The sequence below is a fragment of the Pseudomonas sp. D4-21 genome (assembly GCF_051132125.1).
Taxonomy (GTDB): Bacteria; Pseudomonadota; Gammaproteobacteria; order Pseudomonadales; family Pseudomonadaceae; genus Aquipseudomonas.
Genome location: NZ_CP071664.1, coordinates 2,659,004 through 2,674,030, shown reverse-complemented (window position 1 = coordinate 2,674,030; position 15,027 = coordinate 2,659,004). Strand labels below are relative to the sequence as shown.

The window sequence follows — 15,027 nt, the reverse complement described above, 5'->3', positions numbered from 1 at the left end:
GGGCTGCGAAGCGGCCCCAAATCAGTGACTGCATTTCTTCAGGTACACCGCAGCGCCCGGTTTTGCGGCGGCTGCGCCACCGAGCGGGAGCAAGCTCCCTCGCCACGGGGATTGGGGCGTTCTACAGGTCGGTTGTAAGGGCTGAGGGCGATGGACGTATTCGGCGTTATCGAACGACGCGATCTCGAAGCAAACAGCACTGTGGGAGCGAGCTTGCTCGCGATGGCGCCGTGTCAGCCTGTGAAAATATTGATTGATCGAATGTCATCGCGAGCAAGCTCGCTCCCACAGGTTTCGCGTCGGGCCTGTGACCAAGCAGCGTTGCACCCGTGGCGAGGGAGCTTGCTCCCGCTGGGCTGCGAAGCGGCCCCAAATCAGCGACTCCGTTTCTCCAGGCACACCGCATCGCCCGGTTTTGCCGCGGCTGCTCCACCGAGCGGGAGCAAGCTCCCTCGCCACGGGGATTGCTTGCTCCCGTCGGGGTTGTGCGTCAGGCCGCCTCCTCCGGCTCTTTCAGCGACGCCAACACCAACGGATGCAGCACCGCATCCGGATATTTCTCCTGCCAAGCCCCCAGGTCCCGGCGCATGCCTGGTGTCCAGAAGTTCTTGATGTGTTGCCGAACGCCGTTCACCGCCAGGGCGTGGTCAGGCTCGGTGGCGAAATACCGGGCGATCTCGTTGGCCATTTTGATCAGGTTCTGAGCGCTCATCGACGCACCTCGGCCTTTTCCCCTTGACGGCGTTCCTTGAGCAAGCGGCGTTGCTCGTCGCTGAAGGCCTGATACCGCTTCTGCCATTCCGAAGGCTGGCTGACCCGCACGATTTCCACCGCCGTGACTTTGTATTCCGGGCAGTTGGTGGCCCAGTCGGAGTTGTCGGTGGTGATCACGTTGGCGCCGGATTCGGGGAAGTGGAACGTGGTGTAGACCACGCCCGGCGCCACCCGCTCGGTGACCTTGGCCCGCAGCACGGTCTGCCCGGCGCGGCTGCTGATGCCGACCCAATCGTCTTCGGCGATACCGCGGTTCTCGGCGTCGGTCGGGTGGATTTCCAGGCGATCTTCCTCGTGCCAGGCGACGTTGTCGGTGCGCCGGGTCTGGGCGCCGACGTTGTACTGGCTGAGGATGCGCCCGGTGGTCAGCAATAGCGGATAACGGCCGTTGACCTTCTCGTCGGTGGGCACGTAGCCGGTGAGCATGAAACGCCCTTTGCCCCGCACGAACGCCTCCATGTGCATGGTCGGCGTGCCGTCCGGCGCGGCGTCGTTGCACGGCCATTGCAGGCTGCCATGACGCTCCAGTTCGGCGTAGCTGACGCGGCTGAAGGTCGGCGTCAAACGGGCGATTTCATCCATGATTTCCGAGGGATGGCGGTAGTCCATTTTGTAGCCCAGGGCATCGGCCAGGGCGACGGTGGCTTCCCAATCGGCCTTGCCGGCCAACGGTTCCATCACCTTGCGCACGCGGGAAATGCGGCGCTCGGCATTGGTGAAGGTGCCGTCCTTTTCCAGAAACGAGCTGCCCGGCAGGAACACGTGGGCGAACTTGGCCGTTTCGTTGAGGAAGATGTCCTGGACGATCACGCATTCAAGGGCGGTCAGGGCCGCGGTGACGTGCTGGGTATTGGGGTCGCTCTGGGCGATGTCCTCGCCTTGGCAGTAAAGCGCCTTGAAGGTGCCGTCCAGCGCCGCCTCGAACATGTTCGGGATGCGCAGGCCCGGATCGGGTTGCAGGGTCACGTTCCAAGCCTGTTCGAACTGGGCTCGCACCGTTTCGTTGGAGATGTGCCGGTAGCCGGGCAGTTCGTGGGGAAAGGAGCCCATGTCGCAAGAGCCCTGGACGTTGTTCTGCCCACGCAACGGGTTCACCCCGACGCCTTCGCGACCGATATTGCCGGTGGCCATGGCGAGGTTGGCAATGCCCATCACCGACGTGCTGCCCTGGCTGTGTTCGGTGACGCCGAGGCCATAATAGATGGCTGCGTTGCCGCCCGTGGCGTAGACCCTTGCGGCGGCGCGGATCTGCTCGGCAGGCACGCCGCAGACAGGGCCGAGGACTTCGGGGGCATTTTCCGGCAGGCTGACGAAATCGCGCCAGCGAGCGAAATCCGTCGCCTCGCAACGGGCCTCGACAAAGGGTTGGTCAATCAAACCCTCGGTGGCGATCACATGGGCCAACGCGTTGAGCATCGCCACGTTGGTGCCTGGACGCAGTTGCAAATGCAGCTCGGCGCGGGCGTGGGGTGAATCCACCAGGTCGATGCGCCGTGGGTCGATGACAATCAGACGTGCGCCCTGGCGCAAGCGACGCTTGAGCTGGGAGCCGAACACCGGGTGTGCATCGGTAGGGTTGGCGCCCATCACCAGGATGACGTCGGCCTTCATCACCGAGTCGAAATTCTGCGTGCCGGCGGACTCGCCCAAGGTTTGCTTGAGGCCATAGCCGGTCGGCGAATGGCAGACCCGCGCGCAGGTGTCGACGTTGTTGTTGCCGAACGCGGTGCGCACCAGTTTCTGCACCAGGTAGGTTTCTTCGTTAGTGCAACGGCTGGAGGTGATGCCGCCGATGGAATCGCGCCCGTACTTGAGCTGGATGCGCCGCAGTTCGCTGGCGGCGTAGGTGACCGCCTCATCCCAGCTGACTTCCTGCCACGGGTCGCTGATGTGCTTGCGGATCATCGGCTTGGTGATGCGGTCCGGGTGCGTGGCATAGCCCCAGGCGAAGCGGCCCTTGACGCAGGAGTGGCCGTGGTTGGCCTGGCCGTTCTTGTCCGGGACCATGCGCACCAGTTGTTCGCCTTTCATCTCGGCGCGGAACGAACAACCCACGCCGCAATAGGCGCAGGTGGTGACAACGCTGCGTTCCGGCTGGCCGATCTCCACGACGCTTTTGTCGATCAGCGTGGCCGTCGGGCAGGCTTGTACGCAGGCGCCACAAGACACGCATTCGGAATCGAGGAAGTTCTCGCCGCCAGCCGCTTCTACTCGGGAGTCGAAGCCGCGCCCGCTGATGGTCAGGGCGAAGGTGCCCTGGATTTCCTCGCAGGCGCGCACGCAGCGACTGCAGACGATGCACTTGCTCGGGTCGTAATCGAAATACGGGTTGGACACATCCTTGGCTTCGGCCAGGTGATTGGCCCCTTCGTAGCCGTAGCGCACCTCACGCAAACCCACCTGCCCCGCCACGGTCTGCAGTTCGCAGTTGCCGTTGGCCGGGCATGTCAGGCAGTCCAGCGGGTGATCGGAAATGTACAGTTCCATCACATTGCGGCGCAGCGTGGCGAGCTTGGACGTCTGCGTGCGGACCACCATGCCGTCGGTCACCGGCGTCGTGCACGAGGCCGGATAGCCGCGCATGCCATCGATTTCCACCAGGCACATGCGGCAGGAGCCGAAGGCTTCCATGCTGTCGGTGGCGCACAGTTTGGGGATGGTGGTGCCGACCAGGGCCGCCGCGCGCATCACCGAGGTGCCGGACGGAACCCTGATTTCGCGCCCGTCGATGGTCAGGCTGACCTGCACGTCGCTTTCGCGGGCCGGGGTGCCCAGGTCGATGTCGCTGGCTGGATCGAAAATGGTGATCATTGGTCGGCCTCCGAGGTCGCCAGACCGAAGTCGGCGGGGAAATGCTTGAGGGCGCTGGCGACGGGGTAGGACGTCATCCCACCGAGGGCACAAAGCGAGCCGTATTGCAGCGTGTCGCACAGGTCTTGCAGCAACAGCGCCTGGTCCTGACGGGCATGGGCATCGGTGCTGGCGAGCAGGCGATCCACCACCTCGACGCCACGGGTCGAGCCGATGCGGCACGGCGTGCACTTGCCGCAGGATTCCTCGGCGCAGAATTGCAAGGCAAACCGGGCCATCCTGGCCATGTCCAGGCTGTCATCGGCGACCACCACGCCACCGTGGCCGAGCATTGCGCCCATGGCGGCGAACGCCTCGTAGTCCAATGGCGTGTCGAACTGCGCTGGCGGCACCCAGGCGCCCAACGGCCCGCCGACTTGCGCGGCCTTCAGCGGACGACCGCTAGCGGTGCCGCCGCCATATTCTTCCACCAATTCGCGCAGGCTCAGGCCGAACGCTCTCTCAACCAGGCCGCCACGGCGAACGTTGCCGGCCAATTGAAACGGCATGGTTCCCAGGGAACGACCCATGCCGAAATCGCGATAGAACTGCGCGCCCTTCTCCAGGATCACCGGTACCGAGGCCAGCGTCACCACGTTGTGCACCAGCGTCGGCAAGCCAAACAGGCCCTGCAACGCCGGCAGCGGCGGCTTGGCGCGCACCGTGCCGCGCTTGCCTTCGAGGGATTCGAGCAGCGCCGTTTCCTCACCACAGATATAGGCGCCGGCGCCAACCCGGACTTCAAGCTCGAAGGCGCGACCGCTGCCGCCCACATCGGTCCCCAGGTAACCGGCCTCGCGGGCGATGCGCAGTGCTTCGTTCAAGGTGCTGACGGCGTCGGGGTATTCCGAGCGCACGTAGATGTAACCCATAGTCGCGCCGACGGCGATGCCGGCGATGATCATGCCTTCGATCAGCAGGAACGGGTCGCCTTCCATCAGCATGCGGTCGGCAAAGGTGCCGGAGTCGCCTTCGTCGGCATTGCATACCACGTACTTCTGCGGCCCCGGAGCGTCGCGCACGGTGCGCCACTTGATGCCCGCCGGGAAAGCCGCCCCACCCCGGCCTCGCAGGCCAGAGTCGAGCACTTGCGCCACCACCTCGGCGCCGTCCGTCTGGATCGCCCGGGCCAGGCCAAGGAACCCGCCCTGGGCGCGGTAGTCATCGAGGGACAAAGGTTGAGTGATGCCGGCACGGGCAAATAACAGGCGTTGCTGGCTCTTGAGGTAGGGAATGTGCTCAACCAATCCCAATGCCGATGGATGGCTACCAGGATCACCCGCCAGCGCGTCGAGCAGGCCCGGTACGTCCTGGGCCGTGACTGGGCCAAAACCCAAGCGTCCTTCAGGTGTGTCCAGCTCCACCAACGGTTCCAGCCAATAAAGCCCACGGGAACTGGTGCGCAACACCTGCAAGGGCAATTGACGCCGCTCGGCCTCGCGGACCAGCGCATCGGCCACCTTGTCCGCACCGACGGCGCGGGCCACTGAATCACGGGGAACGCAGAGGGTCAGCATGGGCCATCCTCCAGGCAGCCATTCACCAATTGGCGCAGGCGCTCCGGGGTCAGCCGCGCATGCAGTTCCCCGTCCAGCTCCAGGGCCGGCGAACAGACGCAGGCGCCCAGGCAATAGACGGGTCGCAGGCTGATCGCTCCATCGGCGCTGGTGCCGTGGTCATCCAGCGAAAGCTGTTCGCGCAACTGCGCAGCCAGCCCCTCGGCCCCCATGCTCTGGCACGACTCCGCCCGGCACAGGCGCAGGGTGTGGCGCGCCGGTGGCGTTGTGCGAAAGTCATGGTAGAAGCTGATCACCCCGCGCACTTCAGCCTGGCTGAGGTTGAGGGCATGGGCGATTTCAGGGACGGCGGTGTCGGGAACGTACCCGCACCCTTCCTGGATGGCATGGAGGATGGGCAACAAGGCACCGGGGGTGTCCTTCTTGCGCGCCAGCACGTCGTGAATCAGAGGCAGGTGAAGCGTCTCATCAGGCATAAACGTACCTCGGCATCTCGAACGACAGCGCCGCGTGGCGGTGGCCGTTCGGAGTCTTGGCTGCGGCGTGCGGCCCACGTCACGGTTACGTGGCAAATCCGATCGCCATTCTTGCTCGCCGGCCAAGTGTCTTTGGCGCACTGGGTCCGGGGCATCTTTCACAGCTTGCCACTCCCGGGGGGTGGCGATTGCACATGGACGACTAAACGTGTTCTGAAAGCGACCAGGGGTGAAAAGTTGTCCTGCGTCCACAGGAGGTCAAATGCACAAATGATTGTAGGCGACGCACAGCGATCGGTGGCTATTGGCCGTTTTCCTGACTGTCAGCGACGGCCTGGGAAACCTGACGCGGGTGAACAGCCCTGACAGCGGCGCCACTCACTACCAGCACGATGCCGCAGGCAACGTGACGCAACAGGTGGACGCGCGTGGTGTGGTCACGACTTTTAGCGACGATGCGCTCAATCGCCTGACCGCCCGCCGCTATTCGACGAACCCGGCATTGGACGTTCAGTTCCACTACGATTCGATTGCCGCCGGTAACAAAGGCATCGGCCGACTGACAGCCGTGGAGGATGTCAACGGGGTGCTGAATTACACCTACGACGCCCAAGGCAACGTTACAGCCCAGCGGCAAACAGCGCCCGCAAACACAGCCACTCAGCCAGAAAAAATCGGCTATGGATACGATGTCGCCAATCGATTGAGCAGCATCGACTATCCGGCGGATTTTGGCATCGTCTACTCGCACAACACCGCAGGACAAATCAGCCAAGTGCAGATCCGGCGCGGCACAGGGCAGCCAACCGCATTTGCCAGTCACATCACGTATCAACCTTTCGGTCCGCTTAAAAACCTGACCTGGGCCAACGGGGCTACGCTTCAACGTACCTACGATCTGGACTACCGGCTGACCGCTCAAACCGTTGCCGGCCAGAGCAAGACCTATACTTACGACGGCCAGGGAAACATGACTCAATTGCAACGCGACTCAGTCGACAACCATGGCTACAGCTATGACTCACTGGATCGCCTGATAGGGGAATCTACTGCTTTCAACCGGATGACTTACGTTTATGATCCGGCGGGGAACCGCACCCGAAAAGCGCTCAGCACTTTGATTGACGGCGAGTTACGTATCACCGCTGGCACGTCTTATCGGTATGGGGCGAGCAACAATCGGTTGACGCAGGCAGGCACCCACTCGGTAGACTTCGACGCGGCAGGCAACCTGACCGCAGACCGCGCTAATCGTCAGTTTTCCTACGACGAGCAGAATCGCCTGAGCAAAGTGAAAATCAAGGGGGTTATCAAGGCTCGGTTCCGCTACAACGCTCTCGGCCAACGCAGCCAGAAAATCACCTCTCAAGGCACGACAACGTTTATCTACGGATTAAATGGCGAACTCCTTGGCGAGCATTTACAGGCTGGGCAAATGAAATATCCAATTTTGGACAAAATCCCAGCGAAAGAGCCATGGATGATTTTAACAACCAAGCAGGTATATGCGCAGCCAAGGGCAACAACCCCCCAGAAAACTGCCCCCAAAGCTGCATGACATTTCTTAATAATGGAATTTTAAGGACAGAGGCAAGCTCTGAAGGTGCATACTATTAACATCATTCTTAAAATATCGAAAAGAACAGCAGTATTGGTTGCTCTAGCGGTTGTATTTTTTGCTGCCTTTCAACTCAGATACAAAGAACCCGTAAACATTGAACTTGCCTGCGAGGGCACTCCACCTCTGCTAACAAACAACTTAAATAGCTGCGGCTTTGTTGATCAGACATTGAGTTTTCTTGAGGCGGAAGGCTACAAGCCAGTAATCCTAGAAAGCTCAGAAAAGAACAGCGGCCTTCTACGAAAAAAATTTTCTTTAAAAATATTTGAAGTATCCAACTATAAAATAGACAACGATACTGGATCTGCGCAATTCAGCTTTATAAATGGACGATTATTTGCCATTTCCTACTTCCCAAAAGCTTCAGATACGGTATTTGAAAGGTATCCAGCAAGTAAATCCGAGGCGCTGACTATAAAACACCTGACCAACCACCAAGGGTTGAAATACATATCATGGTCAAACAATCACCTCGAAGCCTATATCACTTGGTGGATATCGAGATTCTCATAAGAACTAGTATATGAGTCACTAACGTTACGGCTTTCTCCAAGCCGTAACGTTTCTTTAGAGGTATTGGAGCGCCCGGTTTCAGTGCAACAGCAGTTCTTATCAGCCCACAGATCTCCACGAAAAAAGGACTCCCGTCTCGCCACAAGAGCAACACATCCTGACCAAAACACTCGCGCCGAAATGACCTATCGATCTAGCCCGCTTGAGACGATGCATAGGTTCCGGCTGACTGGCGTAGCGTTTTACTCTCAGACGTTGCGCAATGCATTGGCAACCAGGGTGAAGGCAGGCGAAGGCTGCCGTCGGCTGGGATAGTACAGATAGTAGCCTGGAAATGGTGGGCACCAATCCTCCAGTACGCGCACCAGCCGGCCCGCCTCCAGGTGCGGTTCGAATTCCTCTTCCGGCAGGTACGCAATGCCCAGTCCGGCCAACGCGGCGTCAACGATGTGGGTCGAGGTATTGAAGATGAGCTGGCCGTCTACTCGGACGTTGACCTGCTTGCCGCGCCGCTCGAAATCCCAGACATAAAGCCCGCCAGAAGTCGGCATGCGCTGGTTGATACAGCGATGGCCGAGCAGGTCGCGGGGGCTCTTGGGAATGGCGCGGGTGTCGAAGTAACCAGGTGAAGCCACGGCAGCCATTCGCAATTCAGGACCTATCGGCACTGCCACCATGTCCTTGTCGATGGTGTCGCCCAAGCGTACCCCGGCATCGAAACGGTCCGCGACGATGTCACGGAAGCCGTAACTGACGTCAAATTCAACGTTGATGTCCGGATAGTCATGCAGCAACCCAGTCAGTTTCGGCAGCAAAGTGGTGCGCAAGACGTGGTCGCCGCAGGTGATGCGAACAATGCCTGCGGGCTTGTCGCGCATTTCCGTGAGCATAGCCAGCTCAGCTTCGATCTCATCGAAACGATTGCCGATGGCCTGCAGCAGGCGCTCCCCCGCGATGGTCGGCGACACGCTGCGGGTGGTGCGCGTGAGCAGGCGGATCTGCAGGCGTGCCTCCAGACCACTGATCGCCTGGCTCAGCGCCGATTGGGTGACGCCCAATGCGCCGGCAGCCCGGGTGAAACTGCCCTCCCTCGCCACGGTGACGAAAGACAGCAGATCGTTGAGATTTCTTTTGACCATGGCGAAAGCACTTCAAGCAGTTTGATTAGCTTTGCTTATAGCCTTGTTAAGCATTCATTAGCTAGTCGCTTTACTGTGCGCAGGTCACCATGGCCCCTATGAAAAAGAACCCCTGCACAACGGCGATAAGGTCGGGCCGGCTTGTGTTGCCGCTGGTCATGCTCGTACTTGGCAACCACGCAACGCTCAACGGTGCTGCGTTGGCATCTTCCCTCACGGAGAAAACGGCAATGTGGATGACCGTGGGTGAACAGCGTTTCGCCATTACCGTGGCTGACAACGCCGCTGCCCAGAGGTTTGTCGCGCTATCGCCACTGGCACTGGAGATGAGCGATCTCAATCGCAACGAGAAATACGCCACCCTCCCCCAAACGCTGCCCGCCACGGCGAGCAGGCCGGGAACCATCCGCAACGGCGACCTGATGCTGTACGGCAAGGACACCCTGGTCGTGTTCTACAAGGATTTCGACTCGACCTACGCCTACACGCGCCTCGGTCAAGTGACCGACACCTCGGGACTCGCTCAGGCATTGGGCCCAGGCACCGTGCGAGTGACGTTCTCCCACGATTGATAACCCGCATCGACAGGTCCACCCATGAAAAAGATCCTCGTTCTATTAACGCTTTTCGTCACGTCTCTTTCAGCGATAGGAGCCGATATATCCAACGGCGCAGACAATTTCTACACCAGCGACGAAGTGACCGTGAAAAAGGTCAGTTTCAAGAACCAATATCAGATGAATGTGGCAGGCAACCTGTTCATCCCGAAAAAACTCAACGGCAACACAAGCAATCCGGCGATTGTCGTGGGCCATCCAATGGGCGCGGTGAAGGAACAGAGCGCGAATCTATATGCGACGAAGATGGCTGAAAAAGGCTTCGTGACCCTCTCTCTCGACCTGTCGTTCTGGGGCGAAAGCGAGGGACGGCCACGCAACGCGGTCTCGCCGGATATCTACGCCGAGGACTTCAGCGCGGCGGTGGACTATCTCAGTGCCCAACCTTTCGTCGACAAGGAACGGATTGGCGCCCTCGGTATCTGCGGCAGCGGCAGCTTCGTGATCAGTGCCGCCAAGATCGACCCGCGCATGAAGGCCATCGCCACCGTGAGCATGTATGACATGGGCGGCGTCAATCGCAACGGGTTGAAGCATTCCCAGACGCTCGATCAACGCCGAGCCATCATCGCTCAGGCAACGCAGCAGCGTAACGTCGAGTTCGCCGGCGGTGAAACGCTGTACACCAGCGGTACGGTGCACAAGCTGGATGAAAACACCCACCCTATCCAACGCGAATTCTTCGACTTCTACCGCACCCCACGCGGCGAGTTCACGCCATCCGGCTCGTCCAGGGACTTGACTACGCACCCCACGCTCACCAGCAACATCAAGTTCATGAACTTCTACCCGCTCAATGACATCGAGACCATTTCACCTCACCCGATGCTCTTCATTGCCGGCGCCGATGCCCACTCCAGGGAGTTCAGCGAAGAGGCCTATAAACTTGCCGGCCAGCCCAAGGAACTGGTGATCATCCCTGGGGCCGGGCATGTGGATCTTTATGATCGGGTCGATCTGATTCCGTTTGACAAGTTGATGAGTTTCTTTCAGAACAGCCTGAAGTGATATATCGGCAACCAGGTTCGAAAAACCCATGGACGAACGCCTAGCAATTATCAAGAAGCTGATCCGAGCCGTTGTGACCACGAGCCATTCTGATGAAATCACCTATCAATCAGAGTGGCTCGGCTACATGCCCTTTCCCGTCGATCACTGGGTTGAACATCAAGGCAAGACGTTCTCCGGCGACTTCCCGTTTGACTGGACGCTAGAGGACTTGGCCGGTCTTGAGCCCATAGGCTTCCTGGAAAAGCTGGAAGCCTATGAAAATCCGGAAGACCGATTCGATCGACATATCCGGTACCGCGTGCATATCGGACCCGCGTAACACGCGGTGATAATGGCGGGCGGGGTAATTTCAGCCGTCCGCGTTCGTAGTCCCCGCCAGTTCTTTTAGCAAAAGCGGCTAGGCGGGCTCGCGGCGTATAGTCGACTCTAGGCCCGACCCGTTTCCAAGAGCCCTGATCCGTGCCCGACTTGCCAAAGACCTCCACCTATAAAAGACGCTTCGACGCCGTCCTCGCCTACATCGACGCCAATCTGGAAGGGGATCTCTCGGTGAAAACGTTGAGTGATGTGGCGAACTTCTCGGTGTTTCACTTCCATCGACAATTCACGGCGTTCATGGGCGTGCCCGTTTCACGTTATGTGCAGCTGATGCGGCTACGACGCGCGGCACATCAATTGGTTGCCTTTGCTGGGTACTCGGTACTGGATGCCGCATTGGATGCGGGCTTTAAAAGCCCCGAGGCGTTCTGTCGAGCGTTTGGCCGAGCGTTCGGCATGGCGCCAAGCGCGTTCCGGAAGAAACCCAACTGGCAGGTCTGGAGTACGGTGTTTGCCATCCCCCATTTCTCACGGAGTATCTTTATGCAAGTTCGAATCATCGAGTTCCCTGAAGTCAGGATTGCGGCGTTTGAACATCGCGGCCCGGCCGGGCTCGTCAGCGAAAGCGTGGACCGGTTCATCGAATGGCGTATGCGTAGCGGGCAGTCGCCCGTGGCATCAAGCCGTACGTTTGGCATTCCCTACGGCAACCCCGACACCACACCGCCACACGACTTCCGCTTCGCGATCTGCGGCGAGATTGATGAGGAAGTGGCGCCGAACGCGTTCGGTGTTCAGCCGATGGTCATCCCCGGCGGTCGCTACGCAGTGGTCCGCCACGCCGGATCGCCTGATCATATCGGCGAAACGATCTATCCGATCTACCGTGAATGGCTACCCGCAAGCGGCGAGGAACTTCGTGACCAGCCGCTGTTTTTCCACTACCTGAGCGCCTATCCCGAGACACCACGAGATCAATGGCAAACCGATGTGTACGTTCCGCTGCGGTGAGGATCAAGCCCCCGAGCGAATCCGCTCCACCAACCGCGCCTGCAACGCCTCAAGCTCCTGCGGATCGGCTTTCCCTTGCCCATGTAGGCCAGGCGCCTGTCCTTCCCAGCGCGGAACGATGTGCACATGGATGTGAAAGACCGTCTGCCCCGCCGGCGCGCCGTTGAATTGGGCGATTTGCACGCCGTCGGGTTGCAACTCGTCGACGATGATGCGGGTCAGGCGTTGTACCGCTGCCATCATCTTGCCAAGGATTGCCGGGTCGACGTCGAGGATGTTGCGCGCCTGGGCCCCCTTTGGAATGACTAGCACATGGCCCCGGGACTGGGGAAAGATGTCGAGGAAGGCCAGCACATCGTCATCTTCGTAGATCTTGTAGGCAGGTGCTTCACCCCGAAGGATCATCGCGAAAATGTTCTGGGAATCGTATTGGCCGTGCAGACTCATGGTCGCTCCTTGGACATGCTTTGGTTTTCCAGCGTCAACGCTATCTTCAATTGCAACTCGTTTTCCGAAAACGGCTTGTGCAACACCGGGCACTGGGCAAACTCGGCGGGCAGGCCGCTGGCGCCGTATCCGGTGCTGAATAAAAAAGGAATTTTACGATCACGAAGGATTTCAGCCACCGGAAAAACCCGTTCTCCGGCCAGGTTGACGTCCAGGATCGCCAGATCGACCTCAACCGTGCCCGCCGCCTCCCGGGCCATGGCAAGCCGCGGGATGGAGGCCACCACCTCGCACCCCTGCTCTTCGAGCATTTCCTCGATCAGCATGGCGACTGTGCCTTCATCCTCGACGAGCAACACCTTGATCCCGGCAAATATCGTCATGCGTGGTGCTCGGGAACCATGAAGGAGAACCGGCAGAGCACGCCTTCAGGCGCGAAGGTCAGCACAAATATTCCACCCAGGTCGCGTTCGATGCAGCGCTTCATCAATCGCGAACCCAAACCCTCGCGTTCCGGTTGCGACACTGGCGGTCCGTCTTGCTCGCGCCAGTCCACGGTCAGCAACACGCCGTTTGATTGCGGCTGGACATTCCAGCTCACTGAAAGGCGGCCCGTCTCGACGGACATCGAACCGTATTTGAGGGCGTTGATCGCCAATTCGTTGAGCGTCATCGTGAGGCCGAGCGCGACCCGGGTATCGACGTCAATGGGATCACCCTCGATCGTGATACGGTCAGAATCAGTGCCGAAAATGGGCATGAGCACCTCCTGGGCCAGGGACCCCAGGGCCGTATGGCCCCAATGCCGCCTCGTCAGCAGGTCATGGGCGCGGGACAACGCGAGCAGCCGCGCTTCGAACCGGTTGTAACCGTCCTTGGCGCTTTCTGCGTTGCGTGCCGTCTGGGCCGCCAGGGATTGCACCGTGGCCAAGGTGTTCTTGACCCGATGGTTGAGCTCGTCGATCAGGGTTTTTTGCCGGTCTTCCGCTTGTTTTCGCTCGGAGATATCCACCAGCATGTTGATGGCGCCCACCAGGTTGCCCTCGGCATCGTGCAGCGGCGTAGGGTACGGGGCGAACGGCACCCGTGTGCCGTCGGGCCGCTCCGCGACGGCTTCGACCCCGCGTATCGGCCGGTTTTCCTTCAGGGCGACTGCCATCGGGCACTGGTCGTGGGGCAGGAAGGTCCCGTCGGTGGTGAACAATTTCCAGGTCACGCACCAAAGGTCGCCCAACTGTGGTGTTTGTCCCGACAACTCCACTGCTGCCCGATTGAAAAAGGTGATACGGCCTTGAGCATCGGTGGTGTAGACAGCCGCCGGCAGGGCCTCGAGCAGATTGCGCATATGCCGCTCGCTGTCGCGGATCTGATTTTCCATGCGACGCGCCAGCGTGACGTCCTGCAGTATCCGGACCCCATACCGAAACGCGCCGTTGGCGTCGCGCACGGACGAGCTGTGGATGTCCAGGTAGACGGTCTCGCCATCGGGCTTGAAGGCGCGCTTGCGCAGCACGTAATTGTCCAGTTCACCCGCCACCTGGCGTGCATAAAGGGCTGCATCCTCGTCGGTACTGTCCCTGTGCGTGTAGTCCAGGAATGTCATTTCCAATAGCTCTTCGCGCGTGCGGCCCAGCATGTTGCAGAGGGCGTCATTGACGCGCAGCAGCCGGCCATCCGCGCCGGACTCGGCAATGCCGATCGTCGCCGCTTGGTAAGTCGCCAGGAGTCTGTCGTCGCTCTCCTGGCGCGCCGTCTCGGCCACGTGGACACTGGTCATGTCCACCGTAAAGCACCGCGTATTGAACAGTTTTCCCTCTTCGAACCGGCCGTTGGACGTGATGGTGACATGCTTGATCGAGCCGTCCTTGGCCTTCAGGCGCGCCGGGTAATCCTGCAGGCATTGACCGCTGCCGAGCTTGTTCAGGATGTCGCTGATGACCGGCTCGTCGGCATGGAAATCGGTGATGCTACGGCCGATGTATTCCTCCGGCGAATAACCCAGCAAGGCCAGTTCGGCCTTGTTGGCGCGCAGGATGATGCCTTCACCACTGACGATGTGGAGGCCCACGGCGCTGTTCTCGAAGAAATCTTCAAGGTCCTCATTCTTGCGTCGCAACTCTTCGGCCAAGGCATGCTGCGCCGAAATGTCCTGGAAGCAGTTGATCGCCCCTTGGATGATGCCTTGGGAGTCTTTCAACGGCCTGATATTCACCAGGGCAATGAATCGCGACCCATCCGGACGCTCGATGAACACTTCCTGGTTGCGCGTTGCCTCACCCGTGACGAGGGCTGTGGCCATCGGGCAGTCTTCGAAGGCAAGCGGAGTGCCGTCGGGCAGGAACAAACGGTAGGAACCGCAGAAACGATCACCGCCCTCCCCCAGAATCGGCGTCCGCCCCCACATGGCGGCCGCCTCGCTGTTGTGCCGCACCAGCCAGCCGTTGTGATCGCACAGGTACACCGCGCCAGGAATCGCATCAAGTGCGCTGGCGCCCGTTGCCACAAGGCTTTCATACTCGCTCGGCGTGCGCGTCCCCGTGGGAAACGCTTCTATATTCGACATGGTTGATCCTCAATCCGCCTGGCTGAATGCCTGCTACACAACGACTCAGGCTTCAACCTGAGTCGTGATCCCGGCCCGGATAACTCCTTATAAATATGCCGGCGCGGATTTTTTCATGCAGCTGCAATAGATACTAGATGTTTATTCAGCCTACGAGTTCAGGAAAGTTC

14 protein-coding genes are annotated in these 15,027 nt (G+C 60.0%); 6 read left to right on the top strand and 8 right to left on the bottom strand.

Annotation, left to right across the window (positions count from 1 at the left end; translation table 11 throughout):
• Positions 1-490: 490 nt before the first annotated feature.
• From J3Q04_RS12020 to J3Q04_RS12005, 4 genes are read right to left on the bottom strand one after another with little or no spacing between them, the layout of a single operon-like run.
• Positions 491-712 (bottom strand): formate dehydrogenase subunit delta, encoded by a 222-nt coding sequence (locus tag J3Q04_RS12020; protein ID WP_434605909.1) that lies wholly within the window; start codon positions 710-712, stop codon positions 491-493.
• The gene (gene fdhF / locus J3Q04_RS12015) at positions 709-3,585 is read right to left on the bottom strand and encodes a formate dehydrogenase subunit alpha (RefSeq protein WP_434605911.1); all 2,877 of its coding nucleotides are present in this window, start codon (positions 3,583-3,585) and stop codon (positions 709-711) included. Before fdhF ends, J3Q04_RS12020 begins: the two co-directional genes overlap by 4 nt.
• Positions 3,582-5,141, bottom strand: coding sequence for a formate dehydrogenase beta subunit (locus J3Q04_RS12010; RefSeq protein WP_434605912.1), 1,560 nt, complete (start codon positions 5,139-5,141; stop codon positions 3,582-3,584). The genes fdhF and J3Q04_RS12010 overlap by 4 nt, the downstream gene beginning before the upstream one ends.
• Entirely contained in the window at positions 5,135-5,617 is a 483-nt protein-coding gene (locus J3Q04_RS12005) for a formate dehydrogenase subunit gamma (RefSeq protein WP_420763805.1), read from the bottom strand. The genes J3Q04_RS12010 and J3Q04_RS12005 overlap by 7 nt, the downstream gene beginning before the upstream one ends.
• A 304-nt stretch (positions 5,618-5,921) precedes the next feature.
• Between J3Q04_RS12005 and J3Q04_RS12000 the strand changes: the two genes are divergently transcribed.
• The gene (locus J3Q04_RS12000; protein WP_434605915.1) at positions 5,922-7,175 is read left to right on the top strand and encodes a hypothetical protein; all 1,254 of its coding nucleotides are present in this window, start codon (positions 5,922-5,924) and stop codon (positions 7,173-7,175) included.
• Between the two features lie 45 nt (positions 7,176-7,220).
• Complete coding sequence (locus J3Q04_RS11995) at positions 7,221-7,751, top strand: hypothetical protein (protein WP_434605916.1); 531 nt, start codon at positions 7,221-7,223, stop codon at positions 7,749-7,751.
• 248 nt (positions 7,752-7,999) lie between these two features.
• On the opposite strand, the gene J3Q04_RS11990 is transcribed toward J3Q04_RS11995, so the two are convergent.
• Positions 8,000-8,890 carry a LysR family transcriptional regulator gene (locus J3Q04_RS11990; RefSeq protein WP_434605918.1) on the bottom strand — a complete coding sequence of 297 codons (891 nt, stop codon included), beginning with the start codon at positions 8,888-8,890 and terminating at the stop codon, positions 8,000-8,002.
• Between the two features lie 230 nt (positions 8,891-9,120).
• Here J3Q04_RS11990 and J3Q04_RS11985 point away from each other — a divergent pair, with 230 nt between their 5' ends.
• From J3Q04_RS11985 to J3Q04_RS11970, 4 genes are all read left to right on the top strand, one after another.
• Complete coding sequence (locus J3Q04_RS11985; protein WP_434605920.1) at positions 9,121-9,462, top strand: cyclophilin-like fold protein; 342 nt, start codon at positions 9,121-9,123, stop codon at positions 9,460-9,462.
• A 24-nt stretch (positions 9,463-9,486) separates the two neighbouring features.
• Positions 9,487-10,515 (top strand): alpha/beta hydrolase, encoded by a 1,029-nt coding sequence (locus J3Q04_RS11980; protein ID WP_434605922.1) that lies wholly within the window; start codon positions 9,487-9,489, stop codon positions 10,513-10,515.
• Between the two features lie 28 nt (positions 10,516-10,543).
• Positions 10,544-10,837 carry a hypothetical protein gene (locus J3Q04_RS11975; protein ID WP_434605924.1) on the top strand — a complete coding sequence of 98 codons (294 nt, stop codon included), beginning with the start codon at positions 10,544-10,546 and terminating at the stop codon, positions 10,835-10,837.
• A gap of 140 nt (positions 10,838-10,977) precedes the next feature.
• The gene (locus J3Q04_RS11970) at positions 10,978-11,847 is read left to right on the top strand and encodes an AraC family transcriptional regulator (protein ID WP_434605926.1); all 870 of its coding nucleotides are present in this window, start codon (positions 10,978-10,980) and stop codon (positions 11,845-11,847) included.
• 3 nt (positions 11,848-11,850) lie between these two features.
• Here J3Q04_RS11970 and J3Q04_RS11965 read toward each other — a convergent pair whose 3' ends face one another.
• From J3Q04_RS11965 to J3Q04_RS11955, 3 genes are read right to left on the bottom strand one after another with little or no spacing between them, the layout of a single operon-like run.
• Positions 11,851-12,294: an HIT family protein gene (locus J3Q04_RS11965; RefSeq protein ID WP_434605928.1), complete on the bottom strand. Its 444-nt coding sequence runs from the start codon at positions 12,292-12,294 to the stop codon at positions 11,851-11,853.
• Complete coding sequence (locus tag J3Q04_RS11960) at positions 12,291-12,620, bottom strand: response regulator (protein ID WP_434605930.1); 330 nt, start codon at positions 12,618-12,620, stop codon at positions 12,291-12,293. The genes J3Q04_RS11965 and J3Q04_RS11960 overlap by 4 nt, the downstream gene beginning before the upstream one ends.
• Before the next feature lie 53 nt (positions 12,621-12,673).
• Positions 12,674-14,857, bottom strand: coding sequence for a PAS domain-containing sensor histidine kinase (locus J3Q04_RS11955; RefSeq protein WP_434605932.1), 2,184 nt, complete (start codon positions 14,855-14,857; stop codon positions 12,674-12,676).
• Positions 14,858-15,027 lie beyond the last annotated feature (170 nt).

Excerpts from the sequence above, each read along its gene's own strand:
- J3Q04_RS11965 (WP_434605928.1), bottom strand. The coding sequence starts at position 12,294 with ATGAGTCTGCACGGCCAATACGATTCCCAGAACATTTTCGCGATGATC.
- J3Q04_RS12005 (WP_420763805.1), bottom strand. The coding sequence starts at position 5,617 with ATGCCTGATGAGACGCTTCACCTGCCTCTGATTCACGACGTGCTGGCG.
- J3Q04_RS11980 (WP_434605922.1), top strand. The coding sequence starts at position 9,487 with ATGAAAAAGATCCTCGTTCTATTAACGCTTTTCGTCACGTCTCTTTCA.
- J3Q04_RS11990 (WP_434605918.1), bottom strand. The coding sequence starts at position 8,890 with ATGGTCAAAAGAAATCTCAACGATCTGCTGTCTTTCGTCACCGTGGCG.
- fdhF (WP_434605911.1), bottom strand. The coding sequence starts at position 3,585 with ATGATCACCATTTTCGATCCAGCCAGCGACATCGACCTGGGCACCCCG.
- J3Q04_RS11960 (WP_434605930.1), bottom strand. The coding sequence starts at position 12,620 with ATGCTGATCGAGGAAATGCTCGAAGAGCAGGGGTGCGAGGTGGTGGCC.
- J3Q04_RS11955 (WP_434605932.1), bottom strand. The coding sequence starts at position 14,857 with ATGTCGAATATAGAAGCGTTTCCCACGGGGACGCGCACGCCGAGCGAG.
- J3Q04_RS12010 (WP_434605912.1), bottom strand. The coding sequence starts at position 5,141 with ATGCTGACCCTCTGCGTTCCCCGTGATTCAGTGGCCCGCGCCGTCGGT.
- J3Q04_RS11985 (WP_434605920.1), top strand. The coding sequence starts at position 9,121 with ATGTGGATGACCGTGGGTGAACAGCGTTTCGCCATTACCGTGGCTGAC.
- J3Q04_RS12020 (WP_434605909.1), bottom strand. The coding sequence starts at position 712 with ATGAGCGCTCAGAACCTGATCAAAATGGCCAACGAGATCGCCCGGTAT.
- J3Q04_RS11975 (WP_434605924.1), top strand. The coding sequence starts at position 10,544 with ATGGACGAACGCCTAGCAATTATCAAGAAGCTGATCCGAGCCGTTGTG.